Annotated in this window: 20 protein-coding genes, 1 tRNA gene and 1 pseudogene; 5 read left to right on the plus strand and 17 right to left on the minus strand. The window is 73.1% G+C overall.

Annotated features, from left to right (window positions below; all coding sequences use genetic code 11):
* Positions 1-23: 23 nt before the first annotated feature.
* Positions 24-1,049, minus strand: a complete 1,026-nt coding sequence (gene trpS, locus K7640_RS06725) for a tryptophan--tRNA ligase (RefSeq protein ID WP_222953844.1) — start codon at positions 1,047-1,049, stop codon at positions 24-26.
* 33 nt (positions 1,050-1,082) lie between these two features.
* A complete protein-coding gene (locus K7640_RS06730) occupies positions 1,083-2,114 on the minus strand; it encodes a hemolysin family protein (protein ID WP_222953845.1) in 1,032 nt (343 codons plus the stop codon).
* Between the two features lie 258 nt (positions 2,115-2,372).
* Here K7640_RS06730 and galE point away from each other — a divergent pair, with 258 nt between their 5' ends.
* Both galE and galK read left to right on the plus strand, forming a co-directional pair.
* Positions 2,373-3,302, plus strand: a complete 930-nt coding sequence (gene galE / locus K7640_RS06735; RefSeq protein ID WP_255608430.1) for a UDP-glucose 4-epimerase GalE — start codon at positions 2,373-2,375, stop codon at positions 3,300-3,302.
* Positions 3,299-4,456, plus strand: a complete 1,158-nt coding sequence (gene galK / locus K7640_RS06740) for a galactokinase (protein ID WP_222953847.1) — start codon at positions 3,299-3,301, stop codon at positions 4,454-4,456. Before galE ends, galK begins: the two co-directional genes overlap by 4 nt.
* 59 nt (positions 4,457-4,515) lie before the next feature.
* Here galK and K7640_RS06745 read toward each other — a convergent pair whose 3' ends face one another.
* The 9 genes and pseudogenes from K7640_RS06745 to K7640_RS06785 form a co-directional block, all read right to left on the minus strand.
* Positions 4,516-5,817 carry a sulfate adenylyltransferase subunit 1 gene (locus K7640_RS06745; protein ID WP_222953848.1) on the minus strand — a complete coding sequence of 434 codons (1,302 nt, stop codon included), beginning with the start codon at positions 5,815-5,817 and terminating at the stop codon, positions 4,516-4,518.
* Positions 5,817-6,725: a sulfate adenylyltransferase subunit CysD gene (gene cysD, locus K7640_RS06750; RefSeq protein ID WP_222953849.1), complete on the minus strand. Its 909-nt coding sequence runs from the start codon at positions 6,723-6,725 to the stop codon at positions 5,817-5,819. Before cysD ends, K7640_RS06745 begins: the two co-directional genes overlap by 1 nt.
* A gap of 79 nt (positions 6,726-6,804) precedes the next feature.
* Complete coding sequence (locus K7640_RS06755; protein WP_222953850.1) at positions 6,805-7,638, minus strand: inositol monophosphatase family protein; 834 nt, start codon at positions 7,636-7,638, stop codon at positions 6,805-6,807.
* Positions 7,639-7,738: 100 nt separating this feature from the next.
* A complete protein-coding gene (gene pth, locus K7640_RS06760) occupies positions 7,739-8,329 on the minus strand; it encodes an aminoacyl-tRNA hydrolase (protein WP_222953851.1) in 591 nt (196 codons plus the stop codon).
* Positions 8,330-8,465: 136 nt separating this feature from the next.
* Positions 8,466-9,173: a 50S ribosomal protein L25/general stress protein Ctc gene (locus K7640_RS06765; protein WP_222953852.1), complete on the minus strand. Its 708-nt coding sequence runs from the start codon at positions 9,171-9,173 to the stop codon at positions 8,466-8,468.
* A gap of 250 nt (positions 9,174-9,423) precedes the next feature.
* Positions 9,424-10,404: a ribose-phosphate diphosphokinase gene (locus K7640_RS06770; protein ID WP_222953853.1), complete on the minus strand. Its 981-nt coding sequence runs from the start codon at positions 10,402-10,404 to the stop codon at positions 9,424-9,426.
* 56 nt (positions 10,405-10,460) lie between these two features.
* A pseudogene (gene glmU, locus K7640_RS06775) lies at positions 10,461-11,984 on the minus strand (bifunctional UDP-N-acetylglucosamine diphosphorylase/glucosamine-1-phosphate N-acetyltransferase GlmU); the annotation flags it as partial.
* Positions 11,985-12,106: 122 nt separating this feature from the next.
* Positions 12,107-12,178, minus strand: a tRNA-Gln gene (locus K7640_RS06780).
* Positions 12,179-12,188: 10 nt separating this feature from the next.
* Positions 12,189-13,052, minus strand: a complete 864-nt coding sequence (locus K7640_RS06785) for a helix-turn-helix domain-containing protein (protein WP_222953855.1) — start codon at positions 13,050-13,052, stop codon at positions 12,189-12,191.
* An 86-nt stretch (positions 13,053-13,138) separates the two neighbouring features.
* Between K7640_RS06785 and K7640_RS06790 the strand changes: the two genes are divergently transcribed.
* Complete coding sequence (locus tag K7640_RS06790) at positions 13,139-13,819, plus strand: TetR/AcrR family transcriptional regulator (RefSeq protein WP_222953856.1); 681 nt, start codon at positions 13,139-13,141, stop codon at positions 13,817-13,819.
* Positions 13,820-13,825: 6 nt separating this feature from the next.
* On the opposite strand, the gene K7640_RS06795 is transcribed toward K7640_RS06790, so the two are convergent.
* The 6 genes from K7640_RS06795 to K7640_RS06820 all read right to left on the minus strand — a co-directional run bounded on the left by K7640_RS06795 (position 13,826) and on the right by K7640_RS06820 (position 19,827).
* Entirely contained in the window at positions 13,826-14,296 is a 471-nt protein-coding gene (locus K7640_RS06795) for a DUF4383 domain-containing protein (RefSeq protein WP_222953857.1), read from the minus strand.
* A gap of 134 nt (positions 14,297-14,430) precedes the next feature.
* Complete coding sequence (locus tag K7640_RS06800; protein ID WP_222953858.1) at positions 14,431-14,886, minus strand: DUF4383 domain-containing protein; 456 nt, start codon at positions 14,884-14,886, stop codon at positions 14,431-14,433.
* A 93-nt stretch (positions 14,887-14,979) separates the two neighbouring features.
* Positions 14,980-16,779 carry an ABC-F family ATP-binding cassette domain-containing protein gene (locus K7640_RS06805; RefSeq protein WP_222953859.1) on the minus strand — a complete coding sequence of 600 codons (1,800 nt, stop codon included), beginning with the start codon at positions 16,777-16,779 and terminating at the stop codon, positions 14,980-14,982.
* A gap of 133 nt (positions 16,780-16,912) precedes the next feature.
* The gene (locus K7640_RS06810) at positions 16,913-17,860 is read right to left on the minus strand and encodes a 4-(cytidine 5'-diphospho)-2-C-methyl-D-erythritol kinase (protein ID WP_222953860.1); all 948 of its coding nucleotides are present in this window, start codon (positions 17,858-17,860) and stop codon (positions 16,913-16,915) included.
* Positions 17,861-17,966: 106 nt separating this feature from the next.
* Positions 17,967-18,836 carry a 16S rRNA (adenine(1518)-N(6)/adenine(1519)-N(6))-dimethyltransferase RsmA gene (gene rsmA, locus K7640_RS06815; RefSeq protein ID WP_222953861.1) on the minus strand — a complete coding sequence of 290 codons (870 nt, stop codon included), beginning with the start codon at positions 18,834-18,836 and terminating at the stop codon, positions 17,967-17,969.
* A 91-nt stretch (positions 18,837-18,927) separates the two neighbouring features.
* A complete protein-coding gene (locus K7640_RS06820; RefSeq protein WP_222953862.1) occupies positions 18,928-19,827 on the minus strand; it encodes a TatD family hydrolase in 900 nt (299 codons plus the stop codon).
* A gap of 71 nt (positions 19,828-19,898) precedes the next feature.
* On the opposite strand from K7640_RS06820, the gene K7640_RS06825 reads away from it, so the two are divergent.
* Together K7640_RS06825 and K7640_RS06830 are read left to right on the plus strand one after the other, a co-directional pair.
* Positions 19,899-21,158, plus strand: a complete 1,260-nt coding sequence (locus K7640_RS06825) for a hypothetical protein (protein WP_222953863.1) — start codon at positions 19,899-19,901, stop codon at positions 21,156-21,158.
* 48 nt (positions 21,159-21,206) lie between these two features.
* On the plus strand, positions 21,207-22,058 hold the full coding sequence (locus K7640_RS06830; protein ID WP_222953864.1) for an alpha/beta fold hydrolase: 852 nt from the start codon (positions 21,207-21,209) through the stop codon (positions 22,056-22,058).
* Positions 22,059-22,121 lie beyond the last annotated feature (63 nt).

Raw genomic sequence — 22,121 nt, forward strand, 5'->3', positions numbered from 1 at the left:
ACCCATCTCCGTCGCCGGGGCCGCTACTCGAAGCGCACCGGCGGGAGGAAGCCGACCCGCTCGTACACGTCGTGCAGGGTCGGCGCGGCCACCGCCCGGGCCTTCTCGGCGCCGGCGGCGAGCAGCTTGTCCAACTGGGCCGGGTCGTCCAGGTAACCCTTGGTGCGGGCCTGGATCGGGGTGACGAACTCCCGCACCACCTCGCCGAGGTCCTTCTTCAGGTCGCCGTAGCCCTTGCCGTCGTACGCGGCGACCAGGTCGTCGATGCTCCGGCCGCCCAGCGCCGAGTAGATCGTCAGCAGGTTGGACACGCCCGGCTTGGTCTCCGCGTCGAAGACGATCTCCCGGCCGGTGTCGGTCACCGCCGACCGGATCTTCTTGGCCGAGCGGGACGGATCCTCCAGCAGGTCGATGATGCCGGCCGGCGAGGAGGACGACTTCGACATCTTGGCCGTCGGGTCCTGCAGGTCGGTGATCTTCGCGGTGTCCTTGACGATGTGCGGCGCCGGCACCGTGAAGGTCCTGCCGAACTGCGAGTTGAACCGCTGCGCCAGGTCGCGGGAGAGCTCCAGATGCTGGCGCTGGTCCTCACCGACCGGCACCGCGTTCGCCTGGTAGAGCAGGATGTCCGCGGCCTGCAGGATCGGGTACGTGAACAGGCCGACGCTGGCCCGCTCGCTGCCGTGGCGCTGCGACTTGTCCTTGAACTGGGTCATCCGGCTGGCCTCGCCGAAGCCGGTGATGCAGCCGAGCACCCAGGCCAGCTGCGGGTGCTCGGGCACCTGCGACTGCACGAACAGGGTGCTGCGCTCCGGGTCGAGCCCCAGCGCGAACAGCTGCGCGGCGGCCACCCGGCTGCGCTGGCGGAGCACCTTCGGGTCGTGCCCGGCGGTGATCGCGTGCAGGTCGACCACGCAGTAGAACGCGTCGTGGCTGTCCTGCAGGGCCACCCAGTGCCGCAACGCGCCCAGATAGTTGCCGAGGTGGAACGAGTCGGCCGTCGGCTGGATGCCGGAGAAGACGCGCGGGCGGGCGGGTACGTCGGACATGGCGGCAATTCTGTCAGCAAGACCTGGCGTACGTCATGACGGGCCGGCGGGTCGGGCCCGCGCCGGTACCGCCCCGGGCGGCTGCCGCGCCTCGCGCCGCTGCCCGGGCAGTCGCACCGCCGAGACCGCCAGCCGGGACACCCGGCGCCCGTCCAGGGCCAGCACCCGCAACAGCCAGCCCTCGGCCGGCTCGTCCGGGGCGCCGGCCGCCACCCGGCCCGGTCCGGCCGGCACCGGCACCTCGTCCCCGGCGACCGGCAGCCGGCCCAGCGCCGCCATCACGAACCCGCCCACCGTCTCGTACGGGCCGGAGGGCAGCGGGACGCCGGTACGCTCGGCGAAGTCGGCGAGGTTGAGCCGGCCGTCCACCACGGCGGGCAGGCCGTCGAGCACCGGGTCGGACGGGTCGTCGTGCTCGTCGCGGATCTCCCCGACCAGTTCCTCGATCAGGTCCTCGCAGGTGACGATGCCGGCGGTGCCGCCGTACTCGTCGACCACCACGGCGAGGTGATGGCCCTCCCGGCGCATCTCGTTGAGCGCGGGGAGCACCCGCTTGCTGCCGGGCAGCCGCTTCACCTCCCGGGTCAGCTCCCCCACCGTGAGGCACCGGTCGCCGTCCGGGCGGAGCAGCACGTCCCGCAGGTGCACGAAGCCGACCACGTCGTCGTGGGTGCCGTCCACCACCGGGTAGCGGGTGTGCGTCTCGGCCCGGACCAGCCGGGCCGCCTCGGCGATGGTCAGCTCGGCGGCCAGGAAGACCACCTCGGTGCGGGGCATCATCACCTCGCGGACCAGGCTCGCCCCGGCCTCCAGCACCTCGTCGATGATCCGGCGCTCCACCGGGTCCAGCACGGTGTTCGCGGCGACCAGGTCGCGCAGCTCGGCCTCGCTGATCCGCTCCCGGCCGGCGGTCGGGCTGGCCCCCAGCAGGTCGGTGACCAGGCGGGTGGCCCCGTCGGCGGCGCGCACGACGAGCCGGGCGACGGTCCGGGCCACCCGGCCCGGTTCGCGGCGAACCCGCCTCGACGGTCGACGCCGGGGGTCGGGATGCGCGGCTTCCCGCATGACTTGGATGGTAGACATCGACGCCCCGCCGCACCGGCGGTCGGCGGCGACGGGCCGGCGTGGCGGCACCGGAATGTTCGGCTCTGTTCGAATCCGTTGTTTCATGATGGAATGGCCGCGGCGGCTCACCGGGCCGGGCGGCCCGGGCGACCATAGGATGATCACGGACGGTCGCCGGACGCGCCGCCAGGCAGGAGGACCGACGTGAAGCTGCTCGTCACCGGCGGCGCCGGCTATATCGGCAGCGTGGTGACCCGGATGCTGCTCGACCACGGCCACGAGGTGGTCGTCCTCGACGACCTGCGCACCGGGCACCGGGTGGCGCTCGCGCCCGAGGCGACCCACGTCGACCTGCCCGTGCACGACGCGGCCCGGGTGCTCACCCCCGACGCCGGCTTCGACGGCGTGCTGCACTTCGCCGCCCTCATCGCCGCCGGCGAGTCCATGGTGAAGCCGGAGCTGTACTGGCGGAACAACACCGTCGGCTCGCTCGCGCTGATCGACGCCGTCCGCGCCGCGGGCGTACCCCGGCTGGTCTTCTCCTCCACCGCCGCCGTCTACGGCAACCCGGTCGAACTGCCCATCCCGGAGACCGCGGTCAAGGCCCCCACCAACACGTACGGCGCCACCAAGCTCGCGGTCGACATGGCGCTCACCTCCGAGGCGATCGGGCACGACCTGGCCGCCGTCTCGCTGCGCTACTTCAACGTGGCCGGGGCGTACCTGCGCGGTGGCCGGGCGATCGGCGAACGGCACGACCCGGAGACCCACCTGATCCCGATCGCGCTGGAGGTCGCCGCCGGCCGGCGGGAGAAACTCCAGCTCTTCGGCGACGACTACCCCACCGCCGACGGCACCTGCGTGCGCGACTACATCCACGTCGAGGACCTGGCCCGGGCCCACCTGCTCGCGCTGACCGCCGCCGTGCCGGGCCGGCACCGCATCTACAACCTGGGCAACGGCAACGGCTTCACCAACCGGCAGGTGGTCGAGGTGGTCCGCGAGGTCACCGGCGCGCCGGTGCCGGTGGAGATCGCCCCCCGCCGCGAGGGCGACCCGGCCGAGCTGGTCGCCTCCGCCGCGCTGGCCCGCGAGGAACTGGGCTGGGTGCCGGAGAAGCCGACCCTGCACGACATGGTCGGCGACGCCTGGACGTTCTACCGCGACCACCGGCTGGAGCAGCGTTGACCGACGTAGCGGCCCGCGCCTCCGCCGGCTTCCACCAGACGTACGGCACCGCACCGGCGGGCCGCTGGGCGGCACCCGGCCGGGTGAACCTGATCGGCGAGCACACCGACTACAACGACGGCTTCGTGCTGCCCTTCGCGCTGCCGCTGCGTACCGTGGTCGCCGCGGCGGCGCGCGACGACGCGCGCTGGACGGTCCGCTCGGAGCTCTCCGCCGACCCGGTGGAGTTCGGGCCGGCCGAGGCGGACGCGCCCGGCCGGGTCACCGGCTGGGCCGCCTACGTGGCCGGCGTGGTCTGGGCGCTGCGCGCCGCCGGCCACCAGGTGCCCGGCGCCCGGCTGGCCATCGCCTCCGACGTGCCGGTCGGCTCCGGGCTCTCCTCCTCGGCGGCCGTCGAGTCGGCCGTGCTCGCCGCCCTGGTCGAGTTGGGCGGGCTGGACCTGCCCGCCGACCGGTGGCCCCGGCTCGCCCAGCGGGCCGAGAACGACTACGTCGGCGCGCCCACCGGGATCATGGACCAGTCCGCGGTGATCCGCTGCCGGAAAGGGCACGCCCTCTTCCTCGACTGCCGCACCGAGGAGGTCGAGCAGATCCCTTTCGACCTCGACGCGGCCGGACTGGCCGTGCTGGTGATCGACAGCCGGGCCCCGCACCGGCACGCCGACGGCGAGTACGCCGCCCGCCGGGCGTCCTGCGAGCGCGCCGCCGCCCGGCTCGGGGTGCCCGCCCTGCGGGACGTCGCCACCGCCGACCTCGACGCCGCGCTGGCCCGCCTCGACGACGACGAGACCCGGCGCCGGGTCCGGCACGTGGTCACCGAGGACCAGCGGGTGCTGGACACCGTCGAGCTGCTGCGCGCCGGCCGGGTAGCCGAGATCGGCCCGCTGCTCACCGCCTCGCACGCCTCGATGCGGGACGACTTCGAGATCACCGTCCCGGAGATCGACACCGCGGTCGAGGCGGCGCTGGCCGCCGGGGCGCTCGGCGCCCGGATGACCGGCGGCGGCTTCGGCGGCTGCGTGCTCGCCCTGGTCGAGGCGGCCGCCGCCGAGCGGGTGGCGACCGCCGTCGCCGACGCGTACGCCGAGCGCGGCTTCGCCGCCCCCGGCACCCTCACCGTGCTCCCCGCCGGCGGCGCCCACCGCCTCGACTGAGGTGTAAGGAGGGGCCCCTTATTAACAGACGTCTGTTAATAAGGGGCCCCTCCTTACATCTAGCCGGCCTCGACGATCATGCCGGCGCCGACCGTGCGGTTGGTGGCCTCGTCGATGATGACGAAGCCGCCGGTGGTCCGGTTACGCCGGTATTCGTCGGCCAGCAGCGGGACCGTGGTCCGCAGCCGCACCCGGCCGATCTCGTTGAGCCTCAGCTCGCCGGGCGCCTCGTCCCGGTGCAGGGTGTTGATGTCCAACCGGTAGTGCAGCCCACGCACGATCGCCCGCGCCGAGCGGGTGGTGTGCTTGATCGCGTACTTGCCGCCGACCTGGAGCGGCCGGGTCTCGTCCATCCAGCAGACCATCGCCTCGATGTCCTGCGCGACGGCCGGTGCGTTGTTCGGCCGGCAGATCATGTCGCCCCGGGAGATGTCGATCTCGTCGGTCAGCCGGACCGTCACCGACATCGGCGGGAACGCCTCGTCCACCGGGCCGTCGGCGGTTTCCACCGCGGCGATCCGGCTGGTGAACCCGGACGGCAGCACCATCACCTCGTCGCCGGGCTTGAGCACCCCGGAGGCCACCTGCCCCGCGTAGCCCCGGTAGTCGGTGACGGTGGTGGACTGCGGCCGGATCACGTACTGCACCGGGAAGCGGACGTCGACCAGGTTGCGGTCCGAGGCGATGTGCACCCGCTCCAGGTGGTGCAGCAGCGACGGGCCCTCGTACCACGGCATGTTCTCCGACCGGGACACGATGTTGTCGCCCCGCAGCGCGGAGATCGGGATGACGGTCAGGTCGGGCGCGTCGAGCTTCGCCGCGAACGCGGTGAACTCGTCCGCGATCCGCTCGAACACCTCCTGCGACCAGTCCACCAGGTCCATCTTGTTCACGCACAGGACCAGGTGCGGCACCCGCAGCAGCGAGCAGAGGAAGGCGTGCCGGCGGGACTGCTCCACCAGGCCCTTGCGGGCGTCCACCAGGATCAGCGCCAGGTCCGCGGTGGAGGCGCCGGTGACCATGTTGCGGGTGTACTGGATGTGCCCCGGGGTGTCGGCGATGATGAACTTCCGCCGCGGGGTGGCGAAGTAGCGGTACGCCACGTCGATGGTGATGCCCTGCTCCCGCTCCGCCCGCAGGCCGTCGGTGAGCAGCGCCAGGTTGGTGTACTCGTCACCGCGGGCCGCGCTGACCGCCTCGACCGCGGCGAGCTGGTCGGTGAAGAGCGACTTGGTGTCGTAGAGCAGCCGGCCGATCAGGGTCGACTTGCCGTCGTCCACGCTGCCCGCCGTGGCGAACCGCAGCAGGTCCATCGGCCGGGCCTCGGCGCCGGCCGCCGGGGACAGGGTCTGCACGCTCATCAGAAGTAGCCCTCCCGCTTGCGGTCCTCCATGGCGGCCTCGCTGACCCGGTCGTCGCCGCGGGTCGCGCCACGCTCGGTGATCCGGGTGGCGGCGACCTCCTCGATGACCAGCTCGACCGTGTCCGCGTCGGAGCGCACCGCGGCGGTGCAGGACGCGTCGCCCACCGTCCGGTACCGCACCCGCGCCTTGAACCGCTCCTCACCGGCCCGCGGCCGGAAGAACTCGTTCACCGCGTAGAGCATGCCCTCGCGCTCGATCACCTCACGCTCGTGCGCGTAGTAGATCGACGGCAGCGGGATCCGCTCCCGGGCGATGTAGTGCCAGACGTCCAACTCCGTCCAGTTGGACAGCGGGAAGACCCGGATCGACTCGCCCGGGTGGTGCCGGCCGTTGTAGAGCGACCACAGCTCCGGCCGCTGGTTCTTCGGATCCCACTGGCCGAACTCGTCCCGGAAGCTGAACACCCGCTCCTTGGCCCGGGCCTTCTCCTCGTCGCGCCGGGCGCCGCCGAAGAGCGCGTCGAAGCGGTGCCGCTCCACCGCGTCGAGCAGCACCGGGGTCTGGATCCGGTTGCGCATCCCGTCGGCCGACTCGCGGACCAGCCCGGCCGACAGCGCCTCCGGCACGCTCGCCACGATCAGCTGCAGGCCCAGCTCGGCCACCCGCCGGTCGCGGTATTCCAGAACCTCGGGGAAGTTGTGCCCGGTGTCCACGTGCATCACCGGGAACGGGATGTTCGCCGGGGCGAACGCCTTCTGCGCCAGCCGGAGCATCACGATCGAGTCCTTGCCGCCGGAGAAAAGCAGCACGGGCCGCTCCATCTCGGCGACCACCTCGCGCATCACGAAGATGCTCTCCGCCTCCAGCGCGTCCAGGTGGGAGACCCGGTATGCGGGGGCGGTCACGGGAGGTGCTCGATTCGCTCGGAACCACTCATGGGATCCAGACCTTTCCGGTCGGACTCGTCAAGAAGTGCGCCTCAGGCTACCCGGAGTGCCGCTGCAACGCTGCAAGCAACCGACTCGCGAGATCCTTCCGGCAGACCAGCAGATCCGGCAGGCGCGGGTCGGCCTCGTTGTATTTCAGCGCAGAACCGTCGATCCGGGAAGCGTGCAGCCCGGTGGCCGTCGCCACAGCCACCGGCGCCGCCGAGTCCCACTCGTACTGCCCGCCGGCGTGGATGTACGCGTCGACCTCACCGGTCACCACGGCCGCGATCTTCGCCCCGGCCGAGCCCATCGGCACCAGGTGCGCCCCGACGTCCTCGGCCAGATCGGTCAGGAAGACCGGCGGGCGGGACCGGCTCGCCGCCAGCCGGACGACCCGCGCGCCCCCCGACGTCGCCGCCTCCACCGTCAACGGCGGATACGCCGGCGGGTGGTCGGTGCCCAGCACCCGGTGCTGCGCCGGCAACGCCACCGCGCCCGCCACCAGACCGTGCGACGGCGACGCGTTGCGCGCCCAGAGCGCCACGTGCACCGCCCAGTCCGAACGCCCCGCCTCGGCGAACTCCCGGGTGCCGTCCAGCGGGTCCACGATCCACACCCGATCCGCGGTCAGCCGGGACACCGCCGCCGGCGCCACCTCCGCCGTCCAGGCCAGCCGGGAACCCTCGTCCTCCTCGGAGAGCACCGCGTCCCCCGGGCGCCAGCGGGCCAACTCCGTACGGATCAGGTCGTGCGAGATCTTGTCGCCGGCGGCCTTGAGCGCGCCGGCGTCGGCGAAGCCCATCTCCTCCCGCAGCCCGAGCAGCGCCTGCCCGGCCCGGGCGGCGAGCCACCGTGCGAACCCACCGTCGATCATCGGCGGACTGCCCATCACCACTCCCGTCGCCTCGCCACGGGCGTCGTCGCCCGCCCCGCCAGAAGGGGCCAAATCTACCGGCCGGCGCGGCCCGCCCGGCCGCGCCCCGCCCGGCTCACCCGCCGTGGTACGCGTTCTGGGTCGGCTCCACCCCGCGGGTGATCACCGACTCCACCACGTCCGCCGCCCGGTCGACCAGGAACTCCAGCTCCTTGCGCTCGACCGTGGAGAAGTCCGAGAGCACGAAGTCCGCCGGATCCTGCCGCCCCGGCGGCCGGCCGACCCCGAACCGCACCCGGACGTACTCCTTGCTGCCCAGCGAGCGCGACATCGAGCGCAGGCCGTTGTGCCCGCCCTCGCCGCCGCCGCACTTCACCCGCACCTGCCCGTACGGAATGTCCAGCTCGTCGTGGACCGCGACCACCCGGCCCACCGGCACCTTGTAGAACTGCGCCAGCGCGGCCACCGGACCGCCCGAGAGGTTCATGTAGGTCAACGGCTTGGCCAGCACCAGCCGCGGCCCGCCGAACCCGAGCCGCCCCTCGGCGACCTCGGCCACCGCCCGCTTGTGCCGGCCGAACCGCGCGCTCACCCGGGCGGCCAGCAGGTCGGCCACCAGGAAGCCGACGTTGTGCCGGTTGCCGGCGTACTCCCGGCCCGGGTTGCCCAGGCCGACCACCAGCCACGGCACCGACTCGTCCGTCACACCCGTTCCTTTCGCGTGTCACCGCCCGGCCGCGCCGCGCCCACCGGCGGGCGCCGCCACCCGGCGGCGGGTGGGCGATACGACGACAGGCGCCCCCGAGGCACTCGGGGACGCCTGTCACACGATTGCGAACCGATCAGGCCTCGGTCTTGGCCTCGGCGCTCTCCTCGCCGCCGGCGGCGGCCGGAGCACCCTCCTCGGCACCCTCGGACGACTCCGCGGTCTCCTCGCCGACCCCGGCCTCGACCTCCTCCTCGGCGGTCTCGACCTCGGGCAGGGTCGCCTCGAGCTGCTCGGCGGTCGGGGCGGCGGTCACCGCGGCGACCGTCAGGTCCGCGTCGGCGGCCAGCTCGACACCGGCCGGCAGCTCCACGTCAGCGGCGGTCACCTGGCTGCCGGCCTCCAGGCCCTCGATCGAGGCCTCCAGGTGGTCCGGCACCTTGGTCGCGTCGGCGGTGACCGACAGGGTGTCGTGGTCGTGCACGATCAGGGTGTCGCGGGCGGCCTCGCCGGTCAGCTGCACCGGAACGTCGACGGTGACCTTCTCGCCCCGGCGGACCAGCAGCAGGTCGACGTGCTCGAAGCTGTCCTTGATCGGGTCCCGCTGGATCGCCTTCGGCAGCGCCAGCACCTGGGTGCCGTCGCTGACCTCGATCGCGAGGAGCTGGTTGGCGCCACCGTTACGGATCGCGGCCGCGAACTCCCGGGCCGGAAGCGCGATGTGCTTGGGCTTCTCGCCGTGGCCGTACAGCACGGCGGGCACCTTGCCGGCCCGGCGGGTACGACGGGCACCACCCTTGCCGAACTCGGTACGGGGCTCGGCGCTGATCTTTACCTCGGACACGGGGAAACTCCTGATGCTTCGCTGCGGCGGCTTGTCGACTGGCGGTGCTGGGGCGAGGGGCTCGCTGGGGCTCATGCGTCATGAACGACTGCCCGGAGCACCGCGTCGATGACGGCGCCTCCGGGCGGCGCTTTTCAGCGACCCGCCGGGCACCCTCGCCGTGGCAACCGCACCAGTCTACCCGAGCCGTTTCCGGCCCACGCGCCACCCCCGGCCCTCACCTCGACGGACCGGGGGACGCGCGCGACGGTCAGCTCAGGCCACCGAACAGGGTGGTCACCGAACCGTCGTCGAAGACCTCACGGATGGCCCGGGCCAGCAGCGGCGCGATGGACAACACGGTGAGCTTGTCGAGCTGCTTCTCCGGCGGCAACGGCAGCGTGTTGGTGACCACCACCTCGCTGATCGGGCTGTTCTTCAGCCGCTCGGTCGCCGGGTCCGACAGCAGGGCGTGGGTCGAGGCGACCACGATCTCGGCGGCGCCGGACTCCTTCAGGATGTCCGCCGCCTTGCTGATCGTGCCACCGGTGTCGATCATGTCGTCGACGATCAGGCAGACCCGGCCCTCGACCTCACCGACCACCCGGTTCGCCACCACCTGGTTCGGCTTCAACGGATCCCGGGTCTTGTGGATGAACGCCAGCGGGCAGCCGCCCAGCCGGTCGGTCCACCGCTCCGCCACCCGCACCCGGCCGGAGTCCGGCGCCACCACCGTCATCGGCCGGCCGGCGTACTTGCGCTCCACGTACTCGGCCAGCACGTCCATCGCGAAGAGGTGGTCCACCGGGCCGTCGAAGAAACCCTGGATCTGCGCGGTGTGCAGGTCGACGGTGAGGATCCGGTTCGCCCCCGCGGTCTTCAGCAGGTCGGCGATCAGCCGCGCCGAGATCGGCTCCCGGCCGCGGTGCTTCTTGTCCTGCCGGGCGTACGGGTAGAACGGCAGCACCACGGTGATCCGCTTCGCGGAACCCCGCTTCAGCGCGTCGATCATGATCAGGGTCTCCATGACCCAGGTGTTCACCCCGTGCGTGACGGACTGCACCACGAAGGCGTCCGAACCGCGCACCGAGTCCCGGTAACGCACGAAGATCTCACCGTTGGCGAACTCGTACGCGTCGGCGGGGGTCGGCGCCACGCCGAGCACCTCGCCGATCTCCTTGGCCAACTCCGGAAAGCCGCGTCCGGAGAAGAGCATCAGGCTCTTGCGGTTTTCGGCGACGATGCTGCCCATGGGCCCGTCTGCTCCCGTATGTCGGTGGTTCCCGGCGGCGGTGGGGCCGGGGGCTGTTCGGTTGCAGTATCCCCCGCGTTCACCGGTCCACCCAGGGCCCACGGCCCCCCGTGGATTCAGTCACCTTCGCTTGCGGCACCGGCCGGGTCCGACGCATTCTCACCGGCCCGCCGGGCCGCCTCCGCGGCCGGCGTCCCGGGCCGCTTGCGCAGCACCCAACCCTCGACGTTGCGCTGCTGACCCCGGGCCACCGCCATCGCGCCCGGCGGCACGTCCGCGATGATCACCGAGCCAGCCGCGGTGTACGCCCCGTCGCCCACCTCCACCGGCGCCACGAACATGTTGTCCGCGCCGGTGCGGGCGTGACTACCGATCGTGGTGTGGTGCTTGCGCACGCCGTCGTAGTTGACGAAGACCGTGGCCGCGCCGATGTTGCTCTGCGCGCCGATCGTCGCGTCACCCACGTACGACAGGTGCGGCACCTTGGAACCCTCGCCGATGGTGGCCTTCTTGGTCTCCACGAACGTACCCACCTTGGCCTTGCGGGCCAGCCGCGACTCCGGCCGCAGGTAGGCGTACGGGCCGACGCTGGCCTGCGGGCCGACCTCGGCGCCCACCGCGTGGCTGCGCACCACGCTGGCGCCCTCGCCCACCGTGGTGTCCACCAGCGTCACGTCCGGCCCCACCAGCGCACCCGCGCCCACCACCGTGGCGCCCTGGAGCTGGGTGTTCTGGTCGATCACCGCGTCCCGCTCGACGGTCACCGTCACGTCGATCCAGGTGGTCGCCGGGTCCAGCACCGTCACCCCGGTGCGCATCCACGCCTCGTTCACCCGGTCCCGCAGCAGCCGGCGCAGCCCGGCCAGCTCGACCCGGTCGTTGCAGCCCAGCGTCTCGGTGTGGTCGCCGGCCACGTGCACCGCCACCGGCTCGCCCGCCGACACGAACAGCTCGAAGACGTCGGTCAGGTATTCCTCGCCCTGGTCGTTGTCGGTGGAGAGCTTGCCCAGCGCCTCGCGCAGCCGGGCCGCGTCGAAGGCGTAGATGCCGGCGTTGATCTCGCGCAGGCCCCGCTGCTCCGGGGTGGCGTCGCGCTCCTCGACGATCCGCTCCAGCCGGCCCGCGCCGTCGCGGACGATCCGCCCCAGCCCGGCCGGGTCCGGCACCTCGGCCGCCAGCACGGTCGCCGCCGCGCCGGTGCCCTCGTGCGTGTCGACAAGCGCGGCGACGGTCTCGGCGCGCAGCAGCGGCACGTCGCCGTTGAGCACCACCACCGTGCCGCCCGCCTCCGGGACCGCCTCCAGCGCGATCCGGACCGCGTGCCCGGTGCCGAGCTGCCGCTCCTGGAGCACCGGGGTCGCCTGCGGGGCGACCTCGGTCAGGTGCTCCCGCACCTGCTCGGCGCGGTGACCGACCACCACCACCGTGCGCTCCGCGGCCAGCGGCGCCGCCGCGCTCAGCACGTGGCCGATCAGGGTACGGCCGAGCAGCGGGTGCAGCACCTTCGGCAGGGCGGACTTCATCCGCTTGCCCTCACCGGCGGCGAGCACGACAACGGTGCGGAGGTGGGGCTGGGACACGACGCAGGCTCCCGTCGGGGATGGCGGACAGGTCTCGCGGTCATGCTAACCACGCGGCCGCTGCGATCCGCATGCACCCACACAAATGGCGGCATCATGCCCGCCAACGGCGGCGGGCCGAGCTGGGGTGCCTGGATTCGAACCAGGAGCTCAAGGCTCCAAAGGCCTGCGGGTTGCCGTTACCCCACACCCCACCGCCCGGCTTTACTCCGGCGCCGGCCAGACATGACCGCTCCCGGCGATCCGGAACAGCCCGGCGATCATACCTTCGATTCGCCAATAGAGCTCACGGCTACGCGGCACGTCGATCATCAGGCAGCCGTGGTAACCCTCGCCCGTGTTGCGCCGCGATGTGGTCGGCTTGTGCCGCTTGATGTTCGAGCGGTTGAACCGCTGCACCGGCAGCTCCAGCGTTCGTGCCCACCATCGCACCGCGGCGTCGGCATCGGCGGTCTCATGGATCGAGACCCGGTAGGTGACCGCGTCGCGCCCGATGCCACAGGTCTCCAGGAAGCGCAGAAACAGTGCGAGCAGGCCAGGGTCGCTGTTGATGAACCGGACGTGGTCGTCACGTCGCCACGGCTTCGACTTGCTCCCCTCACACCAGTAGAGGGCCGCGCCCAGCAGCAACAGGTCCCGCTCGTCCAGCGAGCCACCGACAACCTCGCCCGCCTCGGCGTGCATCTTCGCGCGAGCGGCGTCCCGCGCGACCCGGTGCGCCGCCCACCGCGCGTCCGTCATCGCTTTCGCATGCTCTCGCCGCCGGGCCGCCGCCGGGCCGTCGGTGTCGAGCGGGAGGTGCTTCACCCACTGGTATGCCGTCGACCGGGACACGCCCACCCGCGACGCGATCACCGGGACCGAACAGCCCTCCCGGCGCAACTGCACCGCAGCCTCCCGAAGCCCGTCCTTGGCTCTCGGCCGGCGGGTCCAGTCCGGCGGCGGGACGCCACGCAGCATCTCGTAGACACGATTCCGGCTCAGGCCGGTGCGAGCCCGGATCTGCGCGACGGAGAGCCCTTCTTCGGCGCGCAACCGCCGCACGTCCTCACCGGTGAACTCCGCCATGCCCGAAACGTAGTACGTACGTACGACAGTGGAGGCACCGAAAACCGGACAACGCCCTCGTCGCACTGCGTGGCAGGATGGATCGGATGACCGACGTACCCGGCAGTGAGCCCAGCACCATGCGACGGCGCAGCGCCCCCGCGGCGAAATCGTCCCGGGTACGGATGTCGGCGGGGCAGCGCCGGGAGCAGTTGATCGCGATCGGCCGCCAACTCTTCGCCGAGCGCGGCTTCGATGCCACCTCGATCGAGGAGGTGGCATCCCGGGCCAAGGTCTCCAAGCCGGTGGTCTACGAGCACTTCGGCGGCAAGGAGGGGCTGTACGCCGTGGTGGTGGACCGGGAGGTCCGGGCCCTGTTGGAGCGGATCGCCACGGCGCTGACCGCCGGCCACCCCCGGGAGTTGCTGGAGCAGGCGGCGCTGGCGCTGCTGGGCTACATCGAGGAGGAGACCAGCGGGTTCCGGGTGCTGGTCCGGGAGTCGCCGGTGATGTCCGCCTCGGGCAGCTTCAGCAGCGTGATGAACGACGTGGCGCACCGGGTGGAGCACATCCTGGGCGCGGAGTTCTCCAGCCGGGGGTACGACCCGAAGCTGGCCGAGCTCTATTCGCAGGCGCTGGTGGGCATGGTCGCGTTGACCGGCCGCTGGTGGCTGGAGGTGCGCCGGCCGCGCAAGGAGACGGTGGCCGCGCACCTGGTCAACCTGGCCTGGAACGGCCTGTCCCACCTGGAGGCGAAGCCGGGGCTGATCACCGCCCGGGGGCAGTGAGGCCGGTCAGCGGTTGCCGGCGATGGTGGGCCGCCGGTGTCGCGCCTCCGCGGCGGCGTGGTCGGCCGGGCCGATCCGGTCGTAGAGGCCGGTGGCGAGCAGCACCAGCCCGAACAGCAGCGAGACGATGACCGTGGACATCGAGAAGTTGAGGAAGTTGGCGCTGGTCTGCAACACGGCCATCATGAGCAGGCCGGTGACCATGAAGACCACCCCGGCGGTCAGGTTCATGACGTGGCCGAGGTTGGTGCGCCGGGACGCGCCGATCAGCAGCACCACGCCGAAGACCACCGACACCAGCGCGAAGGCCAGGTTGGTGCGGAGTCCGAGGGCATAGGTGTCGCCCCGGTCGAACAGCGGCTTCCCCCAGGTCGCCACGGTGCCGTACACCCCGAAGACCAGGATGTAGAGGCCGACGAGCCCGGCGAGGACCCGGTAGACCGGGCGCGCGGGGTGGTTCACCGGAAAGTGCGCCATGACCGCCTCCGTCCGACGATGACCCTTTCCGGGGGATTCTCCCCCAGCTCACCTGCCGGTGTCCGCCGAACACGCCACCGGACGCAGTGGACCCGACCCCGGGTGCGGGGTCGGGTCCGAGAGGCGGGCCAGGGTCAGAGCACCAGCCGGGCCTTCTGCCACGCCTCGTGCTCGTCGTCCGTGCCGACCTTGCCGTACATGCTGACCATCAGCAGCACCAGGGCGAGGGTCATCGTCACGATCACGGTGGCGATGCTGAAGTTGAAGATGTTCGCGTCGGTCCGTACGAACGCCAGCCCGCCCAGGCTGATCACCATCAGGGCGTACGCCAGGTAGCCGTTGATCACGACGTCGCGGTTGCGGCCGAGCGCGGTGCCGGCCAGCACGGCCGCGCCGATCAGGATGCTGACCAGGGAAAAGGCGAGATTCGTGCCCTGGCCGAGGGCCTTGGTGTCATCCTGGGCGAAGAAGTCGTTGCCGAGGCTGACGACCGCGCCGAGCACTCCGAAGACCACGAAGTACAGACCAACGAGCCCGCCGATCGCCCGGTAGATCGGCCGCGCGGGGTGGTTGACGGGGGTGTGGGCCATGTCTGCGTCTCCAAGACCGTTCGAGTGAGGGGTCGGCGGCAATTCTCCCGCATGCCGGGCTGTGACGCCGCACACCCCCCACCGGAGCGCTGGTCAGCCCTCCGGCAGTTGCTCGGCGAGGCCGAGCCACGCCTCCTCGGTCCGCTCCCGCTCGGCCCGCAGTTCCTTCAGCCGGGCGTCCAGCTCCGCCACCTTGGCGTAGTCGGTGGCGTGGGTGGCGAGCTGTTCGAGCAGGGCCGCCTCCTTCTGCTCCAGCTTGGCGACCTGCCGTTCCAGCTTGCCGAGCTCCTTGCGCGCGACGCGTACCTCGGCGGCGGACATGCCCTCCGGACCGGGCCCGGCCGCGGCGGGGGTGAGGTCGGCGGGCGCCGGGCCACCGGCCGCGGCGGCGCGGGCCAGGTATTCGTCGACCCCGCCGGGCAGGTGCACCAGCCGGCCGTCGCCGAACATCCCGTACGCGGACTCGGTCACCCGCTCGATCAGGTACCGGTCGTGGCTGGCCACGATGACGGTGCCGGGCCAGGAGTCGAGCAGGTCCTCCAGCGCGGCCAGGGTGTCGGTGTCCAGGTCGTTGGTGGGCTCGTCGAAGAGGAGCACGTTCGGCTCGCCGGCGAGCAGCCGCAGCATCTGGAGTCGGCGGCGCTCCCCGCCGGACAGGTCGCTGACCGGGGTCCAGAGCCGCCGGTCGTCGAAGCCGAACACCTCGGCGAGCTGGGCGGCGGAGATCTCCCGGTCGCCGAGCTGCACCCGGCGGGCGACCTCCTCGACGGCCTCCAGGACGCGCAGGTGCCCGGGCAGCTCGGCGAGTTCCTGGGAGAGGAACGCCGGCTTGACCGTGGAACCGGTGTGGAACCGGCCGCCGTCGGGCCGGGTCACCCCGGCCAGCATCCGCAGCAACGTCGTCTTGCCGGCGCCGTTGCGGCCGAGGATGGCGATCCGGTCACCGGGGCCGACCTGCCAGGTCGTGTCGTGCAGGATCTCCTTCGGCCCGGCGTGCAACCGCACGTCCGCCAGGTCGTACACCTGCTTGCCGAGCCGGGCGGTGGCCATCCGCTGCAACGACATGGTGTCGCGCGGCGGCGGCACGTCGTCGATCAGCGCGTTGGCGGCGTCGATGCGGAACTTCGGCTTGGAGGTACGGGCCGGCGGGCCGCGGCGCAGCCAGGCGATCTCCTTGCGGAGCAGGTTCTGCCGGCGGGCCTCGGTGGCGGCGGCGACCCGCTGCCGCTCGGCGCGGGCCAGCGTCCACGCGGCGAAGCCGCCCTCGTAGGCCCGGACGGTCTGGTCGGCGACCTCCCAGGTGGTGGTGCAGACGGCGTCGAGGAACCACCGGTCGTGGGTGACCACGACCAGCGCGCCCTTGCGGGTGACCAGGTGCCGGGCCAGCCAGTCGACGCCGCCGACGTCGAGGTGGTTGGTGGGCTCGTCGAGGATGAGCAGGTCCGCGTCGCGGACCAGCAGCGCGGCCAGGGCGACCCGGCGGCGCTCACCGCCGGACATCGGGCCGACCGCCGCGTCGAGGCCGAGGTGGGGCATGCCGAGGCCGTCGAGGATGGCCCGGACGCCGGCGTCGCCGGCCCACTCGTGCTCGGCGCCCATGCTCTCGCCGAGCCAGGCGGTGCCGAGCACGACGTCCCGGACGGTCGCGTCGGCGGCGAGGGTCAGGCTCTGCGGCAGCCAGAGGACCCGCAGGTCCCGGCGGTGGGTGACCCGGCCGTCGTCCGGCTCCTCCTGCTTGGTGAGCAGCCGCAGCAGGGTGGACTTGCCGGCGCCGTTGAGGCCGACCACGCCGATCCGGTCGGCGTCGTCGAGGCCGAGCGAGACGTCGGTGAGCAGCGGCCCGGCGGCCCCGTACCCCTTGGACACCCGGTCCAGGTTGACGATGTTCGCCACGACCCCACCCACCCTCCATGATCAAGGCGTCCCGGTGCCGGCGGGCACGGGACGCCTGAGGCTTCCAAGGGTACGCGGCTCCGGCCGCCCCGCCTCGCGGGCCCGTCCGGCGCGGGCGGGACGGGCCGGCCGGTCAGACCACCCGCGCCCCGGGCACCGGGCCGTGGGCGGCCCGGGCCGCCCGGCACACCCCGGCCGCCGCCAGCTCGGTGGCGATCCGCTGCGCGTCGGACTCCCCGGCGGCCAGGAAGACGCAGGTGGGGCCGGAACCGGAGACGATGCCGGCGAGCGCGCCGGCCGCCTCGCCGGCCTTCAGGGTGGCGCCGAGGGCGGGGCGCAGGGAGAGCGCGGCGGCCTGCATGTCGTTGCCGAGGGCCGCGGCCAGGACCGCCGGGTCCCGCTGCCGGAGGGCGGCGAGCAGGGCGTCGGTGCTGCCCAGCGGGGCGCCGGCGGTGCCGGCGTCGCGGAGCCGGTCGAGCTCCCGGTAGACCTCCGGGGTGGACAGGCCCCCCTCGGCGACCGCGACCACCCAGTGCCAGGTGGTGGGGCGGGCCAGCACCGGGCTGACCGCCTCGCCACGGCCGGTGCCCAGCGCGGTGCCGCCGTGGATCAGGAAGGGCACGTCGGAGCCGAGGTCGGCGGCGATCCCGGCCAGCTCGTCGCGGGACAGCCCGGTGCCCCAGAGCGCGTCGCAGGCCACCAGCGCGGCGGCGGCGTCGGCGCTGCCGCCGGCCAGCCCGCCGGCCAGCGGGATCTGCTTGCGCAGGTGCAGCCGGGCGTACGGCGGGACACCGGCGTAACCGGCGAGGGCGTGGGCGGCCCGCAGCACCAGGTTGGAGTCGTCCAGGGCCAGCTCGCCGGTGCCCTCGCCCTCCATGGTCAGGGTCAGGGTGTCGCCCCGGCGGGCGGTCAGCTCGTCGTGCAGCGAGATCGCGTGGTAGACGGTGTTCAGCTCGTGGTAGCCGTCGCGGCGCAGCGGACCCACCCCGAGATGCAGGTTGATCTTCGCGGGCACCCGGACGCGGACCGGCCCACTGGCCCCGCGCGGCTGGTCGTCCTCCGGTCGCCAGGCCTCGGTCACGGGGCGACGTCCCGGACGTCGACCAGGTCGTACGGGTAGCCGGGCACCGGATTCGGCTCGATCCGCGCGCTCACTCGTATACCTCCTCGGCGGGCACGGCCACAGCCTACTGCGGGGTGGGCGCGGCGGCGGGGGCCGACGCGGCGACGGCGGCGAACTGCTCGACGGTGAGCGACTCACCCCGGGCGCCGGGGTCGACCCCGGCGGCGGTGAGCGCGGCGGCGGCCCGGTCGGCGCCGCCGGCCCAGCCGGCCAGGGCCGCGCGCAGGGTCTTGCGCCGCTGGGCGAACGCCGCGTCGACCACCGCGAAGACGGCCCGCCGGGCCACGTCGGGGCGGGGCGGTTCGCGGCGGGTGAAGGCGACCAGCCCGGAGTCGACGTTCGGCACCGGCCAGAAGACGTTCGGCGGCACCTTGCCGGCGGCCCGGGACCGGGCGTACCAGGCGAGCTTGACCGAGGGGACGCCGTACACCTTGGAACCGGGACCGGCGACCAGCCGGTCGGCGACCTCCTTCTGCACCATCACCAGGCCGTGCCGCAGCGTCGGCAGCTCGGCCAGCAGGTGCAGCACGACGGGCACCGCGACGTTGTACGGCAGATTCGCCACCAGCGCGGTCGGCGCGGGGCCGGCCAGGTCGGCGGCGCGTACCCGCAGCGCGTCGGCGTGGTGCACGGTGAGCCGGGCGGCGTCGGCGCCGGCGAACCGGGCGGCGGTGGACGGCAACGCGGCGGCCAGCTTCGAATCGAGTTCCACGGCGTGCACGTGCGCCGCGGCCGGCAGCAGGGCCAGGGTGAGCGAGCCGAGGCCGGGACCGACCTCCAGCGCCACGTCGTCCGGGCTCAGGCCGGCGGCGGTGACGATCCGGCGGACGGTGTTCGGGTCGTGCACGAAGTTCTGGCCGAGCTTCTTGGTCGGGGCGACGCCGAGGCGCGCGGCGAGTTCCCGGATCTCCGCCGGGCCGAGGAGATCGGTCACGCCCCGTAGCGTATGCGCCCCGGCTGCGGTGTAAGGAGGGGCCCCTTGTTAACAGACGTCTGTTAACAAGGGGCCCCTCCTTACACCCCAATCACCAGGGGCCGAACGCACGGTCACCGTTGGCGGAGATCGCCGCGCAGAGCTCGTCCAGGTCCGCGCCCGTGGTCGCGGCCAGCGACCGCACGGTCAGCGGGATCAGGTACGACGCGTTGGGCCGGCCCCGGTGCGGCATCGGCGTCAGGTACGGGGCGTCGGTCTCCACCAGGATCTGGTCGAGCGGGGTGAGCGCGGCGGCCTCGCGCAGCGCCGCGGCGCTGCCGAAGGTGACGGTGCCGGCGAAGCTGAGCAGGTAGCCCCGGCGGACGCACTCGGCGGCGAAGTCGGCGTCGCCGGAGAAGCAGTGCAGCACCACGGTCTCCGGCGCACCCTCGTCGTCGAGGACGCGCAGCACGTCGGCGTGGGCGTCCCGGTCGTGGATCACCAGGGCCTTGCCGTACCGCTTGGCGATGGCGATGTGCGCGCGGAAGCTCTCCTCCTGCGCGGCCCGCCCCTCGTCGCCGGTACGGAAGAAGTCCATCCCGGTCTCGCCGACGCCGCGCACCCGGTCCCGGGCGGCGAGCGTCTCGATCTCGCGCAGCGCCTCGTCCAGGTCCGCCAGCCGGGGCGCCTCGTTCGGGTGCAGCGCCACGGTGGCCAGTACGGCGGCGTACTTCTCGGCGACGTCGGCCCCCCACCGGGACGACTCGACGTCCACCCCGACCTGCACCAGCCGGTCCACGCCCACCCCGGCCGCCACCTCGACGGCGGTGGCCACCGGATCGTCGCTCGGCCCGCCGCCGGGGACGCCGGCCTCGCTGACCGTGATGTCGAGGTGGGTGTGGCTGTCCAGCACCGGGCGGGGCAGCGCCTCCGGGGCGGGCGGGAACTCGCCGGCCCGGCGGGCGGCGCGCTGCTTGCGGGACTCGGTCTGCTCACTCATCGTCGCCAGCATCACATACCGCGTTCCCCGCCCGTGACCGGCCGTTCACCTGCCGGGCACGTGTCACGCCTAGCGTCCGCACGGTGACCGTCACTCCCCAGGCCAGCGACGCCGCCGCGGAGCGGACCGGGCTGCGCGTGACGTACGACGGCGCGGTGTACCCGGCGGAGGAGATCGCCCGGGGCGCGGCGTACGAGCTGTTCAGCGCTGGCGAGGTGGCCGGCTTCGAGTGGGCGCCCCGCCCGGGCGCGCCCCACCCGTGGCGGCGGTTCGCGCACGTCACCGAGGTGACCGTGGTGCACGGGGCGACGCCCCCGGTCGAGGAGCCCGAGGCGCCGCTGATGCTGCCGCTGCACCGGGAGCGGGGCTGGCCGCAGGTGCAGCAGCTCAGCCAGCAGCCGGCGGCGGCCGGCGACCCGACCCTGGCGGCGGTACGCGGGTCCGCGGTGATCCGGCCCGGCACCCGGATGGTGCAGGTGCTCTCCGCCCGCCAGCTCGCCGGTCACGTCCGGGGGTGGTTGCCGCACGGCTTCTGCTACCGGGAACACGACGTCGCGCACCTGCGTACGCCCGCCGCGCTGGCGGTGCTGCGGGCCGACGGGCCGGTCGGCCGGGACGGCCAGGACGTGGCGTACGCGCTGCGCTGGCGGGCCGCGGACCCGGCCGACTACGACGTGCCGGCGGGCCCGGCGCATCGCGGTCTGACCGCGCTGCCGCCCCGGGACCGGCTCGGTCCGCCGGTGCTGGGCACCGGGTTCGTCCCGAGCAGCGTCCAGCTGATCCCGGAGTTCGTCACCCGGGACTTCGCCGACCTGCCGATGCCGGCGAACGCCACCCTGCTGGCCTACCCGGCGGAGGGGGTCGAGGTGGTGCTCTACCGCTACCAGGCGGAGCAGCGGGGCTGGCTGCGGATGGCCGGCCCGCAGTGGCGGCACCTGCTCGCCGCGGTGCCCGGACTCCCGCCGGACCAGGAGTACGTGCCGACCGGGGACGCGCCCCGCTCGACCCAACTGGTCGGCCGCTACGGCGGCGACGAGTTCGAGGCGGTGGCCGACCAGCCGGACGGGTTCCGGGTGCTGGCGATGACCCGGGCGGCGCGCTACCCGGTGGACGCGGCGGCCCGCCGGCTGCGGTACGCGACCTGGCGGGGCGTGCCGTGCCTGGTGCTGCGGGAGGAGGCGGGCTGGCTGCGGCTGCGGCTGCGCCGGCCGGATCCGGACTCGGTGGCGGCAACCGCCGCGCAGTGCCACGAACGGGGCGTGTACGAGGCGTGGGCGCCGGCCGCCGAGCTGGCCGACGACCGGGTGGTCGACCTGCCGTACGGGGCGGTTAACGGGGCGTGACGCGGGAAAGCCGCGGGGTCCGACTTCGACACGGATCCGGGAGAGGCCATGCCCTTCATCACCGTCGGCACGGAGAACTCCGCGCCGATCGACCTGTACTACGAGGACCACGGCTCCGGTCAGCCGATCGTGCTGATCCACGGTTTCCCGTTCAACGGCGCGACCTGGGAGAAGATGAGCGGCCCGCTGCTGGCCGCCGGCTACCGGGTGATCACGTACGACCGGCGGGGCTTCGGCGCCTCCGCGCAGCCGGCCATGGGGTACGACTACGACACCTTCGCGGCCGACCTCGACGTGCTGATGACGGAGCTCGACCTGCGCAACGCGATCCTGGTCGGGCACTCGATGGGCACCGGGGAGATCACCCGCTATCTGGGCGCGTACGGCTCGAACCGGGTGGACCGGGCGGTGCTGATGGCCCCGATCGCGCCGTACCTGCTGCAGACGCCGGACAATCCGGAGGGCGTGCCGAAGGACCTCTTCGACGGTTTCCAGCAGGCCATCCTCCAGGACCGGTTCGCCTACCTGACCCAGTTCTGCGACGCGTTCTTCAACGCCAGCGAGAACCGGGGCAAGCTGGTCAGCGACGAGGCGTACCACGCGCACTGGCAGATCGGGGCGCAGGCGTCGGCGAAGGGCACCCACGACAGCGTGGACGCCTGGCTCACCGACTTCCGGGGCGACCTGCCGAACATCGACATACCGGTGCTGATCATCCAGGGCGACAAGGACAACGTGCTGCCGTACCCGAAGACGGGTCAGCGGTTGCAGAACATGCTGGCCGACGTCCGGCTGGTCACCCTCAAGGGCGCGCCGCACGGCATCCCGTGGACGCACCCGACCGAGGTGAACCAGGCGCTGATGCAGTTCATCGGCGCACCGTCGATGGCCCGCGCCTGACCGGACGTCCGGCGGCGCGGCGCTGCGCTGGGAGGGGGCCCTTGTTATCGCGTACGCGATAAC

The sequence above is a fragment of the Micromonospora sp. PLK6-60 genome (assembly GCF_019890675.1).
Classification (GTDB): Bacteria; Actinomycetota; Actinomycetes; order Mycobacteriales; family Micromonosporaceae; genus Micromonospora.